The organism is Streptomyces sp. NPDC028305 (assembly GCF_055569495.1).
This window is the reverse complement of the sequence record NZ_JBVHTN010000016.1, coordinates 113433-133710: the sequence shown is the minus strand read 5'-3', so window position 1 is coordinate 133710 and position 20278 is coordinate 113433. Positions and strand designations below refer to the sequence as shown.

The 20278-nt window shown below is 71.2% G+C and carries 18 protein-coding genes and 2 pseudogenes; 10 read left to right on the top strand and 10 right to left on the bottom strand.

The features are described 5' to 3' along the window. Positions 1-1026 precede the first annotated feature (1026 nt). Positions 1027-1422: pseudogene (locus tag ACZ4WQ_RS46645) on the top strand (LuxR C-terminal-related transcriptional regulator); the annotation flags it as partial. Between the two features lie 52 nt (positions 1423-1474). Here the strand turns inward: ACZ4WQ_RS46645 and ACZ4WQ_RS46640 are convergent. Continuing rightward, on the bottom strand, positions 1475-2947 hold the full coding sequence (locus tag ACZ4WQ_RS46640; protein ID WP_398374470.1) for a serine/threonine-protein kinase: 1473 nt from the start codon (positions 2945-2947) through the stop codon (positions 1475-1477). Between the two features lie 239 nt (positions 2948-3186). On the opposite strand from ACZ4WQ_RS46640, the gene ACZ4WQ_RS46635 reads away from it, so the two are divergent. The 3 genes from ACZ4WQ_RS46635 (at position 3187) to ACZ4WQ_RS46625 (ending at position 6517) form a co-directional block, all read left to right on the top strand. Beyond that, positions 3187-3462: a hypothetical protein gene (locus ACZ4WQ_RS46635; RefSeq protein WP_311729447.1), complete on the top strand. Its 276-nt coding sequence runs from the start codon at positions 3187-3189 to the stop codon at positions 3460-3462. Beyond that, positions 3449-4072 carry a DUF6879 family protein gene (locus ACZ4WQ_RS46630; protein WP_311729446.1) on the top strand — a complete coding sequence of 208 codons (624 nt, stop codon included), beginning with the start codon at positions 3449-3451 and terminating at the stop codon, positions 4070-4072. Before ACZ4WQ_RS46635 ends, ACZ4WQ_RS46630 begins: the two co-directional genes overlap by 14 nt. Positions 4073-4303: 231 nt before the next feature. After that, complete coding sequence (locus tag ACZ4WQ_RS46625) at positions 4304-6517, top strand: ATP-binding protein (RefSeq protein ID WP_398374472.1); 2214 nt, start codon at positions 4304-4306, stop codon at positions 6515-6517. Between the two features lie 4 nt (positions 6518-6521). Here ACZ4WQ_RS46625 and ACZ4WQ_RS46620 read toward each other — a convergent pair whose 3' ends face one another. The 3 genes from ACZ4WQ_RS46620 to ACZ4WQ_RS46610 form a co-directional block, all read right to left on the bottom strand. Beyond that, a complete protein-coding gene (locus ACZ4WQ_RS46620; protein WP_398374473.1) occupies positions 6522-7403 on the bottom strand; it encodes a methionyl-tRNA formyltransferase in 882 nt (293 codons plus the stop codon). 71 nt (positions 7404-7474) lie between these two features. Next, the gene (locus ACZ4WQ_RS46615) at positions 7475-7789 is read right to left on the bottom strand and encodes a hypothetical protein (RefSeq protein ID WP_311729443.1); all 315 of its coding nucleotides are present in this window, start codon (positions 7787-7789) and stop codon (positions 7475-7477) included. Positions 7790-8129: 340 nt separating this feature from the next. Continuing rightward, a complete protein-coding gene (locus ACZ4WQ_RS46610; RefSeq protein ID WP_398374474.1) occupies positions 8130-8330 on the bottom strand; it encodes a DUF397 domain-containing protein in 201 nt (66 codons plus the stop codon). A 120-nt stretch (positions 8331-8450) separates the two neighbouring features. Between ACZ4WQ_RS46610 and ACZ4WQ_RS46605 the strand changes: the two genes are divergently transcribed. Beyond that, on the top strand, positions 8451-8891 hold the full coding sequence (locus ACZ4WQ_RS46605) for a protein kinase (protein WP_398374475.1): 441 nt from the start codon (positions 8451-8453) through the stop codon (positions 8889-8891). A gap of 79 nt (positions 8892-8970) precedes the next feature. On the opposite strand, the gene ACZ4WQ_RS46600 is transcribed toward ACZ4WQ_RS46605, so the two are convergent. Continuing rightward, positions 8971-9399, bottom strand: coding sequence for a MarR family winged helix-turn-helix transcriptional regulator (locus tag ACZ4WQ_RS46600; protein WP_014177067.1), 429 nt, complete (start codon positions 9397-9399; stop codon positions 8971-8973). Between the two features lie 132 nt (positions 9400-9531). On the opposite strand from ACZ4WQ_RS46600, the gene ACZ4WQ_RS46595 reads away from it, so the two are divergent. Continuing rightward, positions 9532-10395 carry an NAD(P)H-binding protein gene (locus ACZ4WQ_RS46595; protein WP_398374476.1) on the top strand — a complete coding sequence of 288 codons (864 nt, stop codon included), beginning with the start codon at positions 9532-9534 and terminating at the stop codon, positions 10393-10395. Positions 10396-10438: 43 nt separating this feature from the next. Here the strand turns inward: ACZ4WQ_RS46595 and ACZ4WQ_RS46590 are convergent, their stop codons facing one another. Further along, the gene (locus tag ACZ4WQ_RS46590; protein ID WP_385348516.1) at positions 10439-11677 is read right to left on the bottom strand and encodes a WD40 repeat domain-containing protein; all 1239 of its coding nucleotides are present in this window, start codon (positions 11675-11677) and stop codon (positions 10439-10441) included. A 144-nt stretch (positions 11678-11821) separates the two neighbouring features. On the opposite strand from ACZ4WQ_RS46590, the gene ACZ4WQ_RS46585 reads away from it, so the two are divergent. Then, positions 11822-13282 (top strand): MFS transporter, encoded by a 1461-nt coding sequence (locus ACZ4WQ_RS46585; protein WP_398374478.1) that lies wholly within the window; start codon positions 11822-11824, stop codon positions 13280-13282. Positions 13283-13284: 2 nt separating this feature from the next. Here ACZ4WQ_RS46585 and ACZ4WQ_RS46580 read toward each other — a convergent pair whose 3' ends face one another. After that, complete coding sequence (locus ACZ4WQ_RS46580) at positions 13285-13932, bottom strand: DUF7691 family protein (RefSeq protein ID WP_398374479.1); 648 nt, start codon at positions 13930-13932, stop codon at positions 13285-13287. A 134-nt stretch (positions 13933-14066) separates the two neighbouring features. On the opposite strand from ACZ4WQ_RS46580, the pseudogene ACZ4WQ_RS46575 reads away from it, so the two are divergent. Beyond that, positions 14067-14807 (top strand): annotated as a pseudogene (locus ACZ4WQ_RS46575) (isocitrate lyase/PEP mutase family protein); the annotation flags it as partial. Positions 14808-14846: 39 nt separating this feature from the next. Continuing rightward, positions 14847-15437: an alpha-ketoglutarate-dependent dioxygenase AlkB gene (locus ACZ4WQ_RS46570; protein WP_398374480.1), complete on the top strand. Its 591-nt coding sequence runs from the start codon at positions 14847-14849 to the stop codon at positions 15435-15437. Positions 15438-15442: 5 nt separating this feature from the next. Here ACZ4WQ_RS46570 and ACZ4WQ_RS46565 read toward each other — a convergent pair whose 3' ends face one another. From ACZ4WQ_RS46565 to ACZ4WQ_RS46555, 3 genes are all read right to left on the bottom strand, one after another. After that, positions 15443-16348, bottom strand: coding sequence for a DNA-3-methyladenine glycosylase family protein (locus ACZ4WQ_RS46565; protein WP_398374481.1), 906 nt, complete (start codon positions 16346-16348; stop codon positions 15443-15445). A gap of 237 nt (positions 16349-16585) precedes the next feature. Further along, the gene (manB, locus tag ACZ4WQ_RS46560) at positions 16586-17686 is read right to left on the bottom strand and encodes a mannose-1-phosphate guanylyltransferase (RefSeq protein ID WP_358846992.1); all 1101 of its coding nucleotides are present in this window, start codon (positions 17684-17686) and stop codon (positions 16586-16588) included. 96 nt (positions 17687-17782) lie between these two features. Then, positions 17783-19198, bottom strand: a complete 1416-nt coding sequence (locus tag ACZ4WQ_RS46555) for a peptidoglycan recognition protein family protein (protein ID WP_398374482.1) — start codon at positions 19196-19198, stop codon at positions 17783-17785. A 128-nt stretch (positions 19199-19326) separates the two neighbouring features. On the opposite strand from ACZ4WQ_RS46555, the gene ACZ4WQ_RS46550 reads away from it, so the two are divergent. Then, positions 19327-20094 (top strand): TIGR03089 family protein, encoded by a 768-nt coding sequence (locus ACZ4WQ_RS46550; RefSeq protein WP_311729430.1) that lies wholly within the window; start codon positions 19327-19329, stop codon positions 20092-20094. Positions 20095-20278: the final 184 nt, after the last annotated feature.

Here is a 20278-nt window from a genome sequence, read left to right as displayed (position 1 = left end):
CCCGATGACGGCGGCGTGCACTCCGACCGGATCACCCTGACCCAGCAGGAGCAACACGCCCTGGCCACAGCACGCAAGAAGGCCCGGGGACGCCAGCGCGCCCTCGACCGCTCCCGCCGCGCCACCAACCCCCGGCAGTACCGCCCCTCCCGCCGCCAACAGACCCGCGACGAACGCCGACAGGCGGCAGGCCTGCCCGCCAAGACCGTGACCGTCCCGGCCGGACCCCGGCACACCACCACGACCGGGAAACCCCGGCAGGCCTACCGCCGCGACACGCTCAGTACCGGCTACCGGAATCTGCGGGCCCGCCACAGCGCCGCGGCCGCGAGCGCGGCCGAGGCATCCCATCACCGTGCGAAGAAGATCGCCGCCCACCTGGTCGCCGCCCACGGCCCGCACCTGACCGTCGAGGACTGCGACATCCGCACCTGGTTCCGCCTGTGGGGCCGCGCCTGCTCCGCCACCACCCCCGGACGGCTGATCACCCAACTGGCCGCCGAGTGCACGGCCACCGGCGGACGCCTCCTGCGCGCCTCGACCTTCACCACCGCCCTGTCCCAGCACTGCCTGTGCGGCCGACGCGCACCCAAATCCCTGCGCGACCGCATCCACCACTGCGACCCGGCCGACGGCGGCTGCGGGCTGCGCGGCGACCGGGACCTGGTCTCCGCCGCCCTGGCCGCCTTCACCACCCTCACCGACCCCAACGACCCCACCACCGCCCGCCTCGACCACCACCGCGCCCGCACCGCCCAGATCCTCTTCACCCAAGGGCTGCAAGAAGCCCTGTCCGAGTCAACCGCACCGAAGTCCGCGCCCTCGGGCCGGACCCGCGCGGCAGCCGAACCCCGAGGGAACACCCTTCCCCGGCAACAGACGGCCTCTGCTCGGCTAAACGCCGGAAAGTGCACCGTGGCAACCCCGGATGAGACCAGACCCGCACCCCAGCGGCCCAAGGCCCACGCCGGAACGACACGACCGCACACCGGCCGCCCCCGCACACACATACGGGATAACCCACCGGCCCACGCCGGCCTGCGCGCCGGTGCGAGCGGCTTCCTCGTCAAGGACGCCCGCCCGGAGGAACTGCTCGCAGGGATACGGGCCGTGGCGAGCGGCGACGCGGTCGTCGCCCCGGCCCTGACCCGCCGCCTCCTCGACCGCTACGCCCACCACCTGCCGACGCCGGACGCGCCCGCCGGAGCCGACCCCCGCCTGACAGCCCTCACCGGCCGCGAGCGCGAGGTGCTGACGGCGATCGGCCGGGGCTGGACGAACGGCGAGATCGCGGAGCGGCTGGTCGTCGCGGAGTCCACCGTCAAGACGCACGTGGGCCGCATCCTCGCGAAGATCGGCGCCCGGGACCGCGTCCAGGCGGTGATCTTCGCGTACGACACCCGGCTGGTCCGGCCGGAGTAGCGGACACGGCCGGAATGGCTCCACGCGTCCTTGCCACCGCAAGGCTCGACGGTTACGTGTCGCCTGCCTTCTTCCAGAGCTGGTACGTGAAATCCGCCCGCCCGAGGGCACCGTCCTCGTAGCTTGCGGCCTTGGCAATCCGGAGGTAGCCGTATCGGCCCTCGGTGGTCCTGACGCAGAGGATCATGCCCTTGGAAAGGTCACTGCCCAGGAATCCAGAGTTTTGGGAACCCTTCCAGTCAACGTTGCCGGACTGGCAGTCGGCCGGGCCGGCCGGAGGGCCGTCGTGGGGGTATCGGCCGAGTTCGGCGGAGGTGATGGCAGCGAGCCTGTTGCGGAGGATCGCGAGGTCGGTGCCTGCATTCCCCTCTTCTTCCTGCCCAAGGGACGCGGTATCCAGGTCGACATTCCCACCAGACGGATCCGGGCAGGTCACCACGGGTGAGCGGGTGCACAACGCGACATCGCCCTTTTCATACAGACGCGGCTTCCCGGACGTGCCCGTGCGGTCTCCCGATGTGGCGATCGTCACCGCGAGCACGACCGCGAGCAGAATCGCCATGCCGGCTACACCGGCGGTCGCCAGCCGCCGACGGCGCGAGCGGCCTGCCCAGACTGTCGCGACCGCACCTCGGAGCCCCGCACGCCCAGGGGCACCGGCAGGGGACATGACGGCTGTTGGCCTCTCGGGTACGGGGACGGTCGGGCCGGTATCCAGCATCGCCAGCGCCTCGGAGACGGTGGCCCTGGCGGCAGGGGCCTTGTCCAGCAGCCGCGTGAGGAGTCCGGCGAGTTCGCCGGCGTGCTTCGGGGGGTCCGGCTCGTGCGCCATGACGGCTGCGACCGAGGCCGTGGGGGTGGCGCGGTGGAACGGGGAGACACCCTCCACCGCGTGGTAGAGGGTGACGCCCAGGGAGAACAGGTCGCCGGCGGGGCTGTCGTCGCCGTGCCCGATCCGCTCGGGCGCGATGTACTCGAGGGAGCCGATCACCCCGCCGGTTGCGGTCAGTGCGGTGTCGGCATCGTGCACGGCGATGCCGAAATCGGCCAGCAGGACCCGGCCGTCGTCGGCGAGCATCACGTTGGACGGCTTGACGTCGCGGTGCACGATGCCGGCCGCATGCGCCGCCCCCAACGCTCCCAGGACCGCCTGGGCGATCCTCCATACCTCCGCGGCCGGGACGCGGCCACGTTCGCGGATCTCCTCGTCCAGTGTGCCCCCGGTCACCAACTCCATGACGATCCACGGCACATCGTCTTCCCGCACCACGTCGTGGACGGCCACGATGTTGGGGTGGGTGCGCAGCCGCGCGGCGTTGCGGGCCTCGTGGATGGCGCGGTTCACCCGCTCGGTACGCTCCGCGCCGGACCCGGCCTGGGAGAGCGTGACCTCCTTGAGCGCAACGTCGACACGCAAACTCTCGTCCCGGGCCTTCCACACCCGCCCGAACCCGCCGGAACCCAATTCGCCGATGAGCCGATAGCGTCCCGCGACCAAGCGGCCTACACGTGTTTCGCTCGCCATCTGTTCCCCCATCGGCCTCGTAGCGGGACCCAGCATGGCATGACCGGCATGGCGGCCAGTGTCTGCGCCGTCCCCTGGTGCGCTTACCGCTGAGCACCAAGGCCGGGTCAGGGTTTCGGCCAATCGCGCTCAGAATCGCGCAGATAATCCCACGCGTGATCGACAATCCGTTGCCATGAGTGTCGATCATGCATACAGTGAGTAGTCGCTGTCTTCCGTGGTGCGGGATGGGAGAGGTAATGGACCGAGCCTGGGAGGCCGACCCCGCGGCCTCGTTCGAGCGGCGGTTAGGGAAGTCCGCCAAGGAGCTGAACTGCACAGGTGGCCGCGACGGGTGCCCCGATATCTGGCAGTTGGACAACGGCGACATCGCGGTGATCGGCCGGGATCTGACGGAGACCTACGCGGCTCGGTTGCCCGACGATGTCACGATCGCCGCGGACGAGCGGCTGGTGATCCTGCCGGGTGCGATGCTGAGCACGGCGAAACCGGATATTCCCGATGCTCGGCCTTGACAGTCTCCGCCTCGACACATCGCGCGGCGCGCCTCTCGATCTGGACAGCTACCGTCGTGACTTCCGGCAGCGCCAGTGGACGATCGACGGGCAGGACTCATGGAAGCTGGAACGATGCCAGCATTTCCGGGAGCCGGGTTTCGCCAGCTGGGAGGCGTTCGACCGCGGCGACTGGCACGGCGCCCTGAGGCTCATCCAGGAAGAGCGCGACTATCTCCGGGAGTTCTCAGAGGAGAACGAGCGGCGCGGGATCACTCTTTTCCGTGTCCGCGTCGTCCAGGAACCACTCACCCCTTATCTCCAGTGGGAACTGCACTTACTGCGGCTGCGCGCGGAGTGCGGGGAAAGAATCCGAGTGGTGAGCCCAGAGCGCGTCCGGTTCCTGGAGAAGGAGGCGCCGTTACCGGAGCTGTTGACGCTCGGCGAACGCGCCGTCTACGAGATCCGCTACACGCAGCAGGGCGTTCTGGACGGGGCCATCCACTACTCCGACACCGAGACCACCGACCGGTGTCGCGCATTCATCAGGGATCTCTACGATTCGGGCGAGGACCTGATCCCATACTTCGACGAAAACACAAGGCACCTGCCACCGCCCCACATGGAGTAGAAGATCAGCGGACACAGTGAGCAGCACGGCGAGGACGCGGAGCGCGGGCCTGGGCCTGGACCCCACAGCACCCATTCGGAGCTGTCGGGCTCCGCGTCCGACGTCGTCCAGGCGAGAGACATCGAAGGCGGCGTTCACTTCCATACCGGCGAGCGCCGCTCCGGTTACGACGCGCCGAAGCCACGCCAACTCCCCGCCGATATCCGCGGATTCGTTAATCGCGGCAGTGAGATGCGGCAGCTCAACGCAGTCCTCGACGACCAGTCGCAGGTTGGCGAGCCGCTGATCGTATGCGTCTATGTCATCGCCGGGACCGCCGGGGTGGGCAAGACCTCGCTCGCCCTGCACTGGGCGCACCAGGCCGCCCGATCCTTCCCGGACGGCCAGTTGTACGTGAACCTGCGCGGCTACGACCCGGGCTCGCCGGTGACCGCTCATGAGGCGCTGAACCGGTTCCTGGCCGCGCTGGGAGTGCCCGCTCGGGCGATTCCGCGGGACGAGGAGGCCGCCGCGGCGCTCTATCGGTCGCTGCTGGCCGAACGGCGAATGCTGATCGTCCTCGACAACGCCGCCACGGCGGCCCAGGTGCGCCCTCTGCTGCCCGGTACGGCGGGCTGCCTGGTCATCGTCACCAGCCGCAGCCGTCTGTCGGGGCTCAGCGTCCGGGACGGGGCGCGTCGGCTGACGCTCGGGATGCTGGACGAGCCGGATGCCGTCGAGCTGCTGTCCGTCGTCTCCGCCGACTACCGGACGGAAGACGACGGACAGAAACTCGCCGAGTTGGCGCAGTTATGCGCCCGGCTTCCGCTGGCCCTGCGGATCGCCGCCGAGCGTGCCGCGAGCCGCCCGTGGATGCACCTCGACGACCTGATACGGGACCTGCGCGACGAATCGTCGCTGTGGGAGGCCCTGAGCGTGGGCGACGAGCCGGAAGCCGACGCCGTACGCACGGTGTTCGCGTGGTCCTACCGGGCGCTGACCGCCGAGGCCGCGACGCTGTTCCGGCTGCTCGGTCTCCACCCGGGACCGGCCTTCGGAGTGCCGGCCGCCGCCGCGATCGCCGGTCTCAGCACCGCCCAGGCCCATCGTCTGCTGGACTCTCTCGCCGGGGCCCATCTGCTGGAACAGACCGCGCCCGACCGCTACGAGTTCCATGACCTGCTGCGCGCCTACGCGACCGACCAAACCCAGTACGAGGAGGCCCCCGAGACCCGCGCGGCCGCGGTGCGCCGGATCCTCACCTGGTACGTACACGCCGCCGACGCGGCCCAGGGGTGGATCAATCCGGGAGAGGCCCGTATCCCGCTCAGCCCCCTGGACGCGGGTATCACCGCCCTGACCTTCGACAGCTACGAGCAGGCCATGTCCTGGTACGAGCTGGAGTCGGCGAACCTGATGGCCGTCGCCCGCGAGGCGGAGGCAGCCGGGCTGGACGAGATCGCCTGGCAGTTGGCGGCCGTGCTGCGCGGCATCCATATGCTGCTCAACCCGTTCGAGGACTGGCTGGCCATGGGACATATCGGGCTGCGGGCCGCGCGGCGGCTCGGTGACCGTGGCACCGAGGCCGAGATCCTGGAAAGCCTGGGCATGGCCTGCACCCAGTCCCACCGGCTGTCCGAAGCGGCGGACTTCCACGAGGCCGCCCTCGCCATCCGCCGCGAGCGCGGGGACCGGCTGGGCGAGGCGCTCTCCCTCAACGACGTCGGCCTGATCCGCCTCAGGGAGCGGCGGTTGAGCGATGCGAGGATCGGCTTCGACGAGGCGCTGACGCTCTTCCGGGAGATCGGCGCCCCTCAGTGGGAGGCCGTCGCCTTGGCGAACTCCGCCGAGGTGGCGTACGAACTCGGAGCTGCGGACCAGGCCCGTGACCTCGCGCAGAGTGCCCTGGAGATGTTCCGCGCGCTGGACAACAAGGGCGGCCAGGGCAATGTCCTTCGGCTGCTCAGCGCCGCCTCTCTGGACCAGGGCGAGCCGCAAGAGGCTCTTGGACACGCACGGCAGGCGGTGGACATCGCGGTGAGCCATCGCAACACCATGTGGGAGGGGTACTGGCTGCTCACGCTGGGGCGGGCCCAGCAGGCGACCGGCCACGCCGATGACGCCCTGGCCTCGTACCAGCGGGCCGCCGTCCTCCAGCGGCGGCTCGGTGACCGTTCACGCGAGGCACGAGCCTGGCAGGGCGCGGGAGAGGCGTACCAGCAGCTCGAACGGTTCGACGAGGCGGCCGACTTCCACCGCAGCGCGGCGGCGACGCATCGCGACCTGAGCAACGATTGGCAACTGGCCCTGGCTCTCGACGGGCTCGCCGCCGCGCTGGACGCGGCGGGCCGGTCCGACGAGGCGCGCACGCACTGGTCCGAGGCGCTGACCCTGATGGCCGGCTACGGGGATCCACGAGCCGCTGACCTCCATGCCCGGATCGGCCGCGCCCTGGAGCGAGCGTGACCGGCTACTCCGGTCGCTCCACGGACTGCGACTCTACGATCCACAGCGGCCCGTCCGCACAGTCGATCCGTACGCCCCCTTCGCCCGGGTCGGTACGCGTCCGCAGCACCGACACCCAGCGGCCGTTCACCTCAACGACGGGGCCGGGCGGGTCGTATACGCCGAACCGGGAGGCGCGGACCTGGTTGTGGATCTCCCGCGCGGTCCGGGTCCGGTCCACGCGGCGAAAGTCCTCCCCCATCCAGCCCGCGTAGGTCGCCTTCGCCTCGTCCTGCGGCTCGCCGACGTCACTGGCGTCAGCGGAGCCACCGGCGTCGACGCGCCGCAGGGCGAGTGGAATCAGTTCGCTGGTCAGGGCGTCCATGCGGGCCAACAGCTCATCCGGCACCACCTCGTCCTCCAGCGGCACACCGCCGCGCTGGACGATCACCCGCCCGGTGTCGAATTCCTCGTCCATCCAGTGGACGGTGACCCCGGTCTCGCGATCCCCGGCCCGGATCGCCCAATGGATCGGGATGGGGCCGCGGTGGCGCGGCAGTAAGGACGGATGGACGTTGATTCCGCCGAGCCGTGCCGCGTCCAGCACCCGGCGGGGGATCCGCCAGGGAAAGCCATTGCAGAGCAGCAGATCGGGCCGGTAGCCCGGCAGCGCCCGTGCCAGACTCGCGGCGCTGCGGGGTAACAGCAGGTCGACCCCCGCGGGAAGGGACTCCACAATGCCGGCCGCCGCGGTCGGCGCTCCCGGACCACTGCCGCGCCCGGGGCGCGACGCACGCGCGTACACATACGCGATCGGCTCGTGACCGGCCGCCTCGCATGCGCTCTGTGCGATGGCGAAGCCGTCGGCGGAGTGCGAGAACAGCACGATCCTGAGGCGTCCGCTCATAGCATCTCCTTGGGCGACCGGTCGGTTTACGCCGTAAAGAGTGTCATTCGGCAAGTGTGAACGCGGTTGCCTCAGGAACGGATCCGGCGGAACCATTCGGCGGACTGCCGCTGCGACAGCAGCACCACGATCACGATGCCGAACACCAACTCGACCAGGCCCGCCGGTTGACGCTGTCCCATCGCGCCGAACCCGACGGCGATCATCAAGGAAGCGAAGACAATCGCTGTCGTCCTGTTCCCGGGCCCGCTTTTACCGAACCGGAGCGCACATACAAAGCCGACGATCACGGGAAAACTCGCCCCGACGATCGCGCCGGCCTTCTCCGGGTCGCCGGACAGCACTACGCCGAGGGCGACGAGCCCGGCCATGACGAAGAACAGCACCTGCGCGGCCCGGACCGTCCCCGGCATGGTCATCGGCTGAGGCGGATATCCCGCCCCGGCCTGGGGGTTGTACGGGAGATGGGGCTGATAGGCACCGGGTGGCTGCGGACCGTAACCCGCGGGCGGACCGTATCCGACCCGTGGAGCCTGACCGGGGCCCTGGCCCGCGTCCCAACCTGGATGCTGTGGAGTGGACATGGCAGGGACGCTATCAACGACGCAGCGCGACGGTGTCATTGCGCTGCGGTCACGGGGGCCGGTGCGATGGTTTTGGGACACACGCTGCCAACGAGGCAGGCCCCGACAGTCGCTCCCGGGGCCCCTCAGGCTTCTGAGCTGCCTAGCGGTCGAACTCCCGCCGCTTGACGCCCCGGAGGAACGCCTGCCAGGCGCCTCCCGTGAACGTCAGGTGCGGGCCGCGCTTGTCCTTGCTGTCCCGCACGGCACGGCCGCCCCCGGTCGTGGCCGCAATCTCTACACAATTGCCCTCTTGCAGGGAATACGACGACTTCCGATACGGGCCGATAACCTCAGGAGTCACTTTTCCTCCTCGTTGCTTCGCAGTACGCGCCGGATGAGTCGTGATCTTTCAAGGGACCCCGGCAACAGTTTGCCCGGGGCGCCTCGAGCCTGAGCTGTCTAGCAGTCAAACTCCTGCCGCTTGACGCCCAGGAGGGTGCTTCCGAGGGGCGTCCGGGACTGGACAGAGACCCGGTGGGACTGGTTCGCCGACAGGGGCGCTCCGGCCCTGTTCCGGGGCGACGCGCTACTCCACGTGGATATCAACCCGAGCAACCTGCTCATCGGCCGGCGGTCCTGGGTCGTGGACTGGTCCTGGCCGACCAGAGGCGCGGCGTTCATCGATCCGGCCATGCTCGTGGTGCAACTCGTTGCCGCCGACCACACACCAAAGAGTGCCGAGTCGTGGGCGTCCAAATGCACGACGTGGACGAACGCCGACCCGGAGGCCATCGACGCCTTTGCCGTGGCCTACGCCCGCATGAACCGCCGCAGGGCCCTTCGGAGGCCCGAAGAGCGGTGGCTGGCAGCCATGGCTGAGGCAACCGAGGCGTGGGCCACACACCGAGGCGTACACCTGTGAACCGCTTCATCGGCGGCGGCCCGGGGCATGTGCGGACGCAGCCGGATCGATGACGGCGTCGAGGACGGCGTCGAGGACTTCAGGCGTCGTCCAGGAGGTCGTTCGCGGCGCGGTGGATCTTCGTCAGCGCGCTGAGCAAATGGCGCCGTTCGTCGTCGGTGAGGTCTGCGGTCACGGCTTCCTCCATGCGTCGGCGTTCCTGCTCGACCGGTTTTTGCAGGGCGCGTCCGGCGTCGGTGAGCCACAGTCTGACGAGGCGGCTGTCCCGGTCGTCGGGGCGCCGGGTGAGCAGGCCGGTGGCGGCCATGCGGGTGGCCATCTTGGTGACGGTGGGGGTGGTGACGTGGAGCGCCGCGGCGATCTCGCCCGGGGTGCGGCCGTCGTGTTCCCAGAGGGCCGCGAGGAGGTGGTTCTGTCCGAGGTGGAGGCCGTGCTCCCGCATGCCGCGCTCGGCCAGGGCCCGCAGGGTCTTCGACGTCTTGCTGTGCAGGTCCAGGAACTCGGGCATCGCGGCCTTCCGGTGAGGCGGTGTACGGGACGGGCACCCGAGGCCACCAGTCGATCGTTTGACGGCTAATCATTTCCCGGCTAACGTCCGGCCCGATGAACTCGTTAACCGGCAAATGACCGAAGGAGTGTCATGCTACTGCTCACCGGAGCCACCGGAAACATCGGCCGCGAACTCGTCCGCCAACTCGACGCGCAGGGCGCCGAATTCCGCATCCTCGTGCGCGACCCGGCCCGCGCCGCCGACCTGCCCCAGCGGGCCGAACGCGTCGTGGCCGACCTGGACGAGCCGACGACACTCACCTCCGCCTTCCACGGCGCAGACCGCCTGTTCCTGCTCACCCCGGGGATCGGCACCGCCCACACCGCACACGCGGTCACCGCCGCCCGGGCCGTCGGAGTACGCCACATCGTGCACCTGTCCTCCTTCAACGTCCTGGGCGACCCCATGCCCGCCATGGGCCGCTGGCACCGCGAACGCGAAAACCTCGTCCGCGCCTCCGGCATCCCGGCCACCTTCCTGCGCCCCGGCGGCTTCATGACCAACGCCCTGGACTGGCTGCCCACCCTCCGCGAAGCCCGCTACGTCCTCGACCCCATCGGCCCCGGCCGCTACGCACCCATCGACCCCGCGGACATCGCCGCCGTGGCCGCCCTCGCCCTGACCCAGGACGGCCACCAGGGCCAGGAATACGTTCTCACCGGCGCCGAGACGCTCACCATCACCGACCAGGTCCGCCTCCTCGCGGAAGCGACCGGGACCGCCATCAAGATCCGCGAGGTCGCCACAGCGGCCGAGGCGGTACGGTCCCGATTCCCCCACGGGGCACCGCCGGCCCTCGCCCAGGCCCTCATAGAAGGCTTCACCCTCATGCGCGCCGACACCACCGGACTCCGCACGGACACCGTCGAGCAACTCCTCGCCCGCAAGCCCCGTACCTTTGCCGCCTGGTGCGCCGCACACGCGGACGTGTTCCGGCGGGCACTCGACGCCTGAGCGCCCATCGGAAACAAGGCAAGCGCCCTTCGTCCCCGCCTGCTCAGAGTTTGCGGACGATGATGCGGCCGGTGTCGCCGCCGGAGGCGACGAGCGTGCCGTCCGCAGAGATCCTGACCGTATAGGTGCGCCCCGTGCCCAGGTCTCCTGGGCGGTGTGCGAAGGCGGGGTCACTGTGGCGGGTCACGGCGTCGACGACGTCGGTGTCGCCCCGTCGGCCGATGGCCAGGGTGGAGCCGTCGGGCGAGTACGCCCAGCCGTAGCAGGTGGCCCCGCGGTCGGCGAGAAACGGGTGCGGGAAGTGCCAGACGAGTTCGCCGGTCTCCAGGGAGTACGCGCGCGGGCCCTCGTGGGACTCGGGGTTGGCGACCAACAGCGTGTCGACGGGATCGAAGCCGATCGAATGCGGCTTCCGGTCCATCGGGATGCGGCGCACGACCTTTCGCCGGTCGATGTCCCAGATCTCGACCTCGGTGACCTCGGGGTCGTCGTCCTTGTACCGGGACCCCTTGGTGAAGCACAGCGCCATGAGTTTCCCGGACGGCGAAAGCGCGCCCGCCCAGCAGCGCATCGAGGGCCTTTCCCCGGACGTCGCGAACACGTCGTTCCCGTCCTGGTCGAGTGTGCCGACTATGCGGACGCGGTCGCCGGTGTCGAAGAGCAGCAGCCGCCGCCGGGCCGCGTCCCATGAAGGACGCACGCGGAAAGAGTTGAAGTGGGCGTCCTGGAACTCCCTGTATCGGGCGAGCACCCGGGTTTGCCCGCTTGCCGGATTGAACAGGCGCGTTTCCTCATTGAGCGCGTAGACGACGTGCTCACCGCCTGCGTCGAAGTGCACGGCGTGCACGAACGTCTGCCTATCGCCCACTGGCTCGGTGTGGATCAGCCGGCGGTGTCCGGTGCCGACGTCGATCAGGTGGATCTCGGCACCGTACGCGTCCTTGAGCATCGTGCCGATGACGATGGTCCGGCCGTCCGGAGACAGGTCGAACGCCTCGGCCCAGCACCGGTTCGGGACCTTGACGTCGAGCACGACGGCGCCGCGCGCCGCCTGGGCGGCGTCGGCGACGCGGGCGAAGCCCTCCCGCAGCTTCTTCCAGCACAGTTTCTCGAACTCCCGCTCCGCCTCGGGCTCGCTCGCGCACTCCGTCACGGTCTCCCGGGGCCGCCTTCCCTCGGTCCACGCCGAGCGGATCAGCCGGGAGCCCTCGACAGCGATCCGGTAGAACCTCACCTTTGCCGGGTCGGCCGACGACCTCATCGTTGTATCCAGGCTGGTCATGGCAGCTGAAGCTATACGGAGGAGCTGACACGGGACCGGCCCGGGTTCAACCCGGGGTTGAGGGTTGTCCGCTCATCGGCCCCGGGTCGCGGACCGCGGGCGGTGAAAAGTCTCCGGGGTCAGTTCAACGAAACACTCGAAGACATGAACTCCCCAGACATCAAACCGCCCAGGGCGGAGCCTGCCGTCAAGACCCACGACAACCGGCGGCGGTGGTGGACGCTGCTCGCGGTCAGCGCGGCCCAGCTTCTCGTGGTCCTGGACGGGACGATCGTGAACATCGCGCTGCCCTCCGCGCAGACCGCGCTCGGCATGTCCGACGCGAGCCGGCAGTGGGCGATCACCGCGTACGCCCTGGCCTTCGGCGGGCTGTTACTGATCGGCGGCCGGGTCAGCAGCGCGCTCGGCCACCGGCGCACGTTCATCATCGGCCTGGTCGGCTTCGCCGCCTCGTCCGCGCTGGGCGGAGCCGCGGTGAACCCCGGGATGCTCTTCGGGGCCCGGGCCCTGCAAGGGGTGTTCGCCGCCGCGCTGGCGCCCGCCGGGCTGTCGTTGCTGACCACGACGTTCACCGAGCAGCGCGAACGCGGCCGGGCGTTCGGTGTGTTCGCCGCGGTCGGGGCCGCCGGATCGGCCCTCGGCCTGGTCGCCGGAGGGCTGCTGACCGAGTACACGAGCTGGCGGTGGTGCCTGTACATCAACGTGCCCATCGCCCTGTTCGCCGTGGGCGGCACGGCGCTCGTGCCGGCGGACCGCCCGATCCGCGACGGCGGACGGCTCGATGTCGCGGGCGCGCTGCTCAGCGCCGCGGGCTTCGGCGCCGTGGTGTACGCCTTCAACGAAGCCGAGCCGCTCGGCTGGGGTTCGCCGAAGGTGCTGGCGCTGCTGGTCGGCGGTGTCCTGCTGCTGGCCGCGTTCGCCGCCGTCGAGGTGCGCGCCCCGAGCCCGCTGCTGCCGATGCGCGTGCTCTCGCACCGCGCCCGCGCAGGTGCGCTCGTCTCGATCACCCTGATGTTCGTCGCGATGTTCGGCTTCTACCTGTTCATGAGCTACTACACACAGACCGTCCTCGGCTACTCGCCGGTCCAGGCGGGCCTGACGCTCATCATCAACGCGCTGGCCGCCCTGCTCGGCTCCACGCTCATCGCCGGCCGGCTGCACGGACGCGTCCCGCCCGCGATGCTGATCCTGCCCGGGCTGATCGCCGCGGCCGCCGGGATGCTCATCCTGACCCGCCTGACGCCGCAGACCACGGACGTCCTGCCGCTGTATCTCGTACCCGCCCTGGTGCTCACCGGCCTCGGCCTCGGCTGCGTCCTGCCCCCGACCGCCGGCCTGGCCACCTCGGACGTGCACCCGTACGACATCGGAGCCGCGTCGGCCGCCTACAACGCCTCCCAGCAACTCGGGGCCGCGCTCGGCACCGCGCTGCTCAACACCATCGCGACCAGCGCCGCGGCCTCACACCTGGCCTCCGCGCGCCACGCCACGCCGACGGGGGCATCCGTGCACGGCTACACCACCGCCCTGACGGTCGGCTTCGGCATCCTCCTCGCCGCCGCGTGCGTCACGGCACCGCTGATCCTCAAACAACAGCGGTCATAAGATCAGTCCTCGATCCAGAACACGAGCGTGTCCATGGTGTGGCCGTACTTCAGGGAGGTCTGCCACTCCTCGTGCTCCACATTGAGTTTGTCGATGAGGAGTTCGGCGTGGCGGGTGAAGTCGTCGTCCATGCGGTCGAGTACAGCCGCATAGGCGTCGGCGACGGTCTTCGCCTTGGCCAGGGGGAGATAGCCGATGGCCGGGTAACCGTCCGCGGGGCCCGGCACCCCGAACGGGAGCAGCTCGGCGAAGTGCGCGAACAGGAAACTACGCGGCAGCAGGTCGGCGGGGACTCCCAGAGCCCGGAGCTCATCATCCATGAGGCCGAAGAAGGTCGACGGTTTGGAATACACGCCCACGTCGATGGGGTCGGATCCGGTGCGCCCGATGACGGCCAGCAGCGCGGTGTAGTACGCGTTGCCGGCACACTCGCCGTCCGCGTCGGCCCGGCCCGTGATGAGGTGTTCCAGGGCCTCGGGGACGGTGAGGCCCCAGTCGATGCCCTGGCGCTCGAGGTCGTGCTGGTCGGCCCGCGCCCGCTCGCGCATGGTGCCGAGGGTCTCCTCCTGGAGGGCGGTGAGTTCACCGCCCCGCACATAGGCGAGAGTCTCGCTCAGGGTGACCGTCTTCATCGTGATCGCTTTGCTCATGCGCCCATGTTCGCAAGCCCTACCGACACAGCCGTCGCCCAGCCGCGAACCGTTAGGGCGGCGCCGAACCGTCCCCGCCGTAGCGTCGGGACATGACACACACAACGCATGATGGTGCCGCCCGGCTGCGCGCCCTGCACCACCGGCCCGGCGCCCCACTCCTGCTGCCCAACGCCTGGGACTACGCCTCCGCGGCCGCCCTGGCGGCGGAGGGCTTCCCGGCGATCGGCACCACGAGCCTGGGCGTGGCCGCGGCCGCCGGACTGCCGGACGGGGCGGCCGCGACCAGGAACGCGACCTTGGCCCTGGCCCGCAGCCTCGGGCAGGGCTCCTTCCTGTTCACCGTCGACGCCGAAGGGGGCTTCAGCGACGACCCGGAGGAAGTGGCCGAGCTGGCCCGAGAGCTGTACGACGCGGGCGCGGCGGGGATCAACCTCGAAGACGGCCGGCCGGACGGCACCCTCGCCCCCGTGGAGCTGCACGCCGCGAAGATCGCCGCGGTCAAAGCTGCCGCGCCCGCACTGTTCGTCAACGCCCGCACCGACACCCACTGGCTCGGACGCCACAGGGAAGACACCGCGGCGCGCCTCGCGGCCTACGAACAGGCCGGGGCGGACGGGGTGTTCGTGCCGGGGCTGTCGGACCCGGACGGGATCGCCGCCCTGACGGCGGCCCTCCTCGTACCGCTGAACATCCTGTACACGCCGACCGGGCCCACCGTCGCCGAGCTGGCCGCGCTGGGCGTGCGCAGGGTCAGCCTCGGCTCGCTGCTCTACCGCAGTGCCCTGGCGGCGGCCGTGACCGCCGCGACCGCCATCCGCGACGGCCAGTCGACGGACCTCACAGCCCCCTCCTATGCGGAGGTACAGGCACTGGTGGCACGGACCACCAAAACGGATGGCTAATGTGCCGGCATGTCCGAGACCTCTGACCACGCCACGCCGGCGGCCGTACCCGGGCTGCGCTACATCGCCGACTGGCTCACTCCCCACGCCGGCGCGGCCTTGCTCGCGCGGATCGACGCGGCGTCATGGTCGGCGCAGCTGAAGCGGCGTGTGCAGCATTACGGCCATCGGTACGACTACGGCCGCCGCAGCGTGGCCGCCGACTCGGCGGAATCCGCGCCGCCGCTTCCGGACTGGGCCCGGGAGTTGGCCACCCGGCTGGTGGCCGAAAAGTTGATGGACGAAAAGGCGGAGCAAGTCATCGTCAACGAGTACCAGCCGGGGCAGGGGATCAGCGCCCACGTCGACTGCGTGCCGTGCTTCGGCCCGGTCGTCGCCGCGATATCCCTGGGTTCCAGCTGCCTCATGGACTTCACCGACCCCACCGACGCCACAAAGCTCGCGGTGCCCCTGGCGCCGGGCAGCCTGCTGGTCATGGCGGGCCCGGCCCGGTACACTTGGCGCCACGCCATCGCCCCGCGCAAGAGCGACCCCGGCGCGGCAGGCCGTGTCCCCCGCGGACGTCGGGTGTCGGTGACATTCCGCACCATCCAGCACTAAGTGACTCAGATCGCCCGGAAGTCCCGAACCGAGAAGCGCGGAGCGCGGCGTGGGGGAACCCGGCCGGCCAGCACAATCAGCCGGGCGGCGCGGTGGCGCTGGCCGGCGTAGGGGGCCAGCAGCTCCAGCATCGCCGCGTCATCAGTGCCGCGCTCGCCGGTGAGCGCATAGCCGATGATCTTCGGCAGATGCAGATCGCCGACCGTGATCGCATCAGGCGTCCCGTTGCTGCGCTGAAGGGTCTCCGCCGCCGTCCACGGCCCGATGCCCGGGATGGCCTGGAGCCGGGCCGAGGCGGCGGCGAGGTCCATGGCCGCGGCCTCCTCCAGGCGCCGGGCGACCCGTACGGCCCGCAGGATGGTCGACGAGCGCTTGGCGTCGACGCCGGCCCGGTGCCACTCCCAGGACGGGATCAGCGCCCAGGTGCGCGGATCGGGCATGATCCGCAGCCGCCCGGCGGGGCCGGGGGCGGGCTCGCCGTGGCGCTGGAGCAGCAGCCGCCAGCCCCGGTACGCCTCGTCGCTGGTGACCTTCTGCTCCAGGATCGAGGGGATCAGCGACTCCAGAACCAGACCCGTGCGGATCAGCCGGAGGCCCGGGTGACGGCGGTGTGCCTCGTGCACCAGGCGGTGGCGGGGGGTGAAGGCGGAGGGGTCGTCGTCGGCGCCGAGCAGGGCGGGCAGCCGCTCCAGCAGCCAGTCGGCGCCCGGCCCCCAGGCCTGCGCCTCGACCGCCTCGCCCCTGGGCACCACACGTAGCGTCCCCGCGCCCTCCGGGGTCCGGCTGGCGCGCCAGATGGCGCCGTCGGCGGACACCTGGAACGCCGGGTCGCCCGGTCCCCGCCGCAGCACGCTCAGGCTGCGCGCGAGGTCGTACGGACCGGAGGGGGTCCAGCTGCGGTGGGCGGGCACAGCGCCACCCTACGACCCGCGCGGGACGGGAGAGCCGGGGGACGGCGGGAGGGGGTGGGAATACAGGGGTGGTGCCCTGGACGCTTACGCATATGTGTGGCGCCACGCTTCCGGGTAAGACCACGCTTCCGGGCACCGGCGCCGTAAATACGCGGTCCAGGGTGACAGCCCCTTAAGGCCCCGCCCCCGCACCCACCGCACACCAGCCACCCACAAGCCGCAGCCGGCAGGCCACCCCTACTGATCGGACGAGAACCGCAGCGCCCCCGCCGGAATGTCCGCCCCGCACCACACCCGCACGCCGTCCCGCAGTTCGTTGTCCGGCCCCACCAGCGCGCCGTCCCCGACCACCGCGCCCTGGAGCACCGTACGGGCCCCGATCCGGGCCCGCGCGCCGATGAGGGAGTCGCTGACCTGCGCGCCCTCCTCGACCACCGCGCCGGCCAGCACCGTGGAACCGTCGATGCGGGCGCCCGCGCCCACCCGGGCCCGGGGCCCGATGACCGTGCCGCCGGTGAGCTTGGCGTCGCGCGCCACGAACGCGCTGTCCAGGACCAGCCGGTCGCCGCAGCGGCCGGGCACCGCCGGGGAGGGGGCGCGGCCGAGCACGAGGTCGGCGGAGCCGCGTACGAAGGCCTGGGGGGTGCCGAGGTCCAGCCAGTACGTGGAGTCGACCATGCCCTGGAGGTGGGCGCCCGCGGCCAGCAGGCCGGGGAATGTCTCGCGTTCGACGGAGACGGAGCGGCCGGCCGGGATGGCGTCGATCACCGAGCGGTTGAAGACGTAGGCGCCCGCGTTTATCTGGTCGGTGACGATCTGCTCGGCGGTCTGCGGCTTTTCGAGGAAGGCGGTGACGCGCCCGGTGGCGTCGGTCGGCACCAGACCGTACGCGCGCGGGTCGGTGACGCGGGTGAGGTGCAGGGAGACATCGGCGCCGGTGGAGCGGTGGGTGTCGACGAGCGCGCCGATGTCGAGCCCGGTCAGGATGTCGCCGTTGAAGATCAGCACCGGATCGTCCGGGCCCGAGCGCAGCCGCGCGGCGACGTTGCGGATCGCGCCGCCGGTGCCCAGCGGCTCCTCCTCGGTCACGTATTCCAGGTGCAGGCCGAGTGACGAGCCGTCACCGAAGTACGGCTCGAACACCTCGGCCAGATACGACGTGGCCAGCACGATGTGCTCGACGCCCGCCGCCCGGGCGCGCGCCAGCTGGTGCGTGAGGAACGGGACGCCGGCCGCCGGGACCATCGGCTTGGGGGTGTTCACCGTCATCGGCCGCAGCCGGGTGCCCTTGCCGCCGACCAGGAGGATCGCTTCTGGCGTCGATGGCGCTGTGGTCACGTATCGTCTCTGCTTCCTGCTGGGGCTTAGCCGGGGTCGGCGGCCAGTGTATGCAGACCGTGAGCGCCCGCCCGCGCCTGGTCAGCGGCCCTGCGGTCAGCGGCCTTGCAGCCGGGCGGCCGTGCTGCGCACGGTGCCCAGCTTGCCGTAGAGGCCCGCTCCCGGGCACTCGGTGTTGTATCCGTCGCGGTGTCCGGAGATGACGCGCAGCTTGGCCTTGGTGCCCTTCTTGTACCTGTTCCCGCCGGCGGACTTCAGATGGGTGGTGCCGCGGGGATTTTTGCCGAACAGGCCGAGCTTCCAGGCGGTGAGCTTGGCCACGGCCTTGACCGCCTTGCCGGCGGGCTTCTTCGCGGAGTAGGTGCCGAGGACCGCGATGCCCATGCTGTTCTTGTTGAAGCCGCGCGTATGGGCGCCCTGAACGGCCTTGGTCACTCCCCCGGACCGGCCTTCGTAGATGTTTCCGCACTTGTCGACGGCGAAGTTGTAGCCGAAGTCACGCCACTTCATGCTCTGGACGTGATACCGGTAGATGCTTCGCATAATGGACGGCGCCTGCGAGCAGCTGTACGCGTTGCCGGTGACGGTGTGGTGGACGAAGGCCACCTTCACGGTCTTGGTGTAGCGATGGCCCTTCTCACGCAGCTTCTCGTCGGCGCCCCAGCCCGCGCGGGTGACGATGCGGGGCCGCGGCGCGGTGTGCGGGCGGGCGGCGCTGGTGTCCGGCGGCTCCGCGGGGAGCTCCCGCGGGGGCGGGGTGTCGGCGCCGGGGTCGGAGGTGGGCCGGGAGGGCTCGGGCTCGGGCGGCTGCTGGAGCTCCGGGGGCGCCGAGGGGTACTCGGGGTCGCCCGGGGCCTCGGCGGACGCGGCGGGATCCTCGGAGGAGTTGGGATCGGAGCCGGGGTCGTAGCCGGGATCCGAGCCGGGGTCGGTCGTCAGCGGCCGGGAGAGCGTGGTCGGTGCCCGGCCGGGGTCGACGAGCTCCAGGCGGAGCCCGGAGGGCAGGCGGGCCGGCTGGGCGGCGAGCAGACGGGAGCCACCGCTGGGGCGGACCCGGGCCTGGACGCCGTCCGAGTCGCCGACCCACAGGGGCGTGGTGCCGCCGCGCCGGCGGCTGCCGCCGCCCTCGGACGAGTCGGGGTCGGGGGCGTCGTCGTCGACCGCCTCCAGGTCGCGCCAGGCCGACCAGGCGCCGGTGTCCGCCGCACGGGTGCGCACCTGCACCTGGCCGCGCAGCCGGGCGGAGGCGTCGTCCCAGACCACGCCGACGAGGGAGAAGGGCCGCACGCTCCGTGGCGCGACCCCCTGCACGGGCCCGGAGGACATCACCGCGCCGCGGTTGAGGCCGCCGCCACCGAGCGGCAGCAGGGGCAGCGACTGGGTGCCGCCGGCCGGGTCCGCACCGGCCGCGCGGTCCGCGCGGGCCGGGGGCGGGTTGAGGGCGAGGGGGAGGGCGAGGGCGAGGGCGGCGGTGCACACGACGCCGATCGAGGATGCCAGAAATGCACGCATGGTGAAAATCCTGGACATAACGCAACAAATGTGTCCATTCGAGAGGGCGGCGGAACGGACCCCGATCAGGGGTCCCCGACCCCGCACACCGCGTCCGGCGCACCCCGGCGCCGCGTACCCTGACGCCGATGAACGCTACCGACCACACCCCCGCCGACCTGCTGCGATCCGCGCTCGCCGCGGATCCGGCGCGTCCGCTTGTGACCTTCTACGACGACGCGACCGGCGAGCGCGTCGAACTGTCCGTGGCCACCTTCGCCAATTGGGTGGCGAAGACCGCCAATCTCCTCCAGGGCGAGCTGGCCGCCGCACCCGGCGACCGGCTGGCGCTGCTGCTGCCCACCCACTGGCAGACCGCGGTGTGGCTGCTGGCCTGCTCCTCCGTGGGCGTGGTGGCCGAGGTGGGCGGCGACCCGGCCGCCGCCGACCTCGTGGTCAGCGGCCCGGACACGCTGGAGGAGGCGCGCGCCTGCTCCGGGGAGCGGGTGGCGCTGGCGCTGCGCCCCCTGGGCGGGCGGTTCCCGCAGCCGCCGGAGGGCTTCATCGACTACGCCGTGGAGGTGCCCGGCCAGGGCGACCGCTTCGCGCCGTACGCGCCGGTGGACCCGCACGAGGCCGCGCTGGCCGTGGGCGGCCTCGAGCTCACGGCCGCGGAGCTGGTGGAGCGGGCGCGCGCGGACGCCGCCGGGCAGGGGCTCGGCCCCGGCTCCCGGGTGCTGTCCGGGCTGCCGTACGACACCTGGGAGGGGCTGTCGTACGGGCTGTACGCGCCGCTGGCCGCGGGCGGCTCGGTGGTGCTGTGCCGCCACCTGGACCGGCTGGACGAGGACCGCCTCGCGGAGCGCCGGGCGAGCGAGCGGGTCACCGCGACCGCGCCGCAGCCGCGCACGCCGTAGCCGCCCGCGCCGTAGCCGCCCACGCCGCACCCGCGCACGCCGCGACGCCGCAGAGCCCGCCCCACCCCTGACCCGTCCGACGGACCCGTGGGCCGAGCCCACGGGCTCCGCCACCCACCCCGCGCGATGATCGACGCGATGTACAACCATGTGCGGGGCTCGTACGTCTGCTCCAGTAATCACG

Excerpts from the sequence above, each read along its gene's own strand:
- ACZ4WQ_RS46585 (WP_398374478.1), top strand. The coding sequence starts at position 11,822 with ATGAACTCCCCAGACATCAAACCGCCCAGGGCGGAGCCTGCCGTCAAG.
- ACZ4WQ_RS46640 (WP_398374470.1), bottom strand. The coding sequence starts at position 2,947 with ATGGCGAGCGAAACACGTGTAGGCCGCTTGGTCGCGGGACGCTATCGG.
- ACZ4WQ_RS46600 (WP_014177067.1), bottom strand. The coding sequence starts at position 9,399 with ATGCCCGAGTTCCTGGACCTGCACAGCAAGACGTCGAAGACCCTGCGG.
- ACZ4WQ_RS46625 (WP_398374472.1), top strand. The coding sequence starts at position 4,304 with ATGCGGCAGCTCAACGCAGTCCTCGACGACCAGTCGCAGGTTGGCGAG.
- ACZ4WQ_RS46620 (WP_398374473.1), bottom strand. The coding sequence starts at position 7,403 with ATGAGCGGACGCCTCAGGATCGTGCTGTTCTCGCACTCCGCCGACGGC.
- ACZ4WQ_RS46580 (WP_398374479.1), bottom strand. The coding sequence starts at position 13,932 with ATGAGCAAAGCGATCACGATGAAGACGGTCACCCTGAGCGAGACTCTC.
- ACZ4WQ_RS46595 (WP_398374476.1), top strand. The coding sequence starts at position 9,532 with ATGCTACTGCTCACCGGAGCCACCGGAAACATCGGCCGCGAACTCGTC.
- ACZ4WQ_RS46590 (WP_385348516.1), bottom strand. The coding sequence starts at position 11,677 with ATGACCAGCCTGGATACAACGATGAGGTCGTCGGCCGACCCGGCAAAG.
- ACZ4WQ_RS46570 (WP_398374480.1), top strand. The coding sequence starts at position 14,847 with ATGTCCGAGACCTCTGACCACGCCACGCCGGCGGCCGTACCCGGGCTG.
- ACZ4WQ_RS46630 (WP_311729446.1), top strand. The coding sequence starts at position 3,449 with ATGCTCGGCCTTGACAGTCTCCGCCTCGACACATCGCGCGGCGCGCCT.
- ACZ4WQ_RS46555 (WP_398374482.1), bottom strand. The coding sequence starts at position 19,198 with ATGCGTGCATTTCTGGCATCCTCGATCGGCGTCGTGTGCACCGCCGCC.
- ACZ4WQ_RS46550 (WP_311729430.1), top strand. The coding sequence starts at position 19,327 with ATGAACGCTACCGACCACACCCCCGCCGACCTGCTGCGATCCGCGCTC.
- ACZ4WQ_RS46635 (WP_311729447.1), top strand. The coding sequence starts at position 3,187 with ATGGACCGAGCCTGGGAGGCCGACCCCGCGGCCTCGTTCGAGCGGCGG.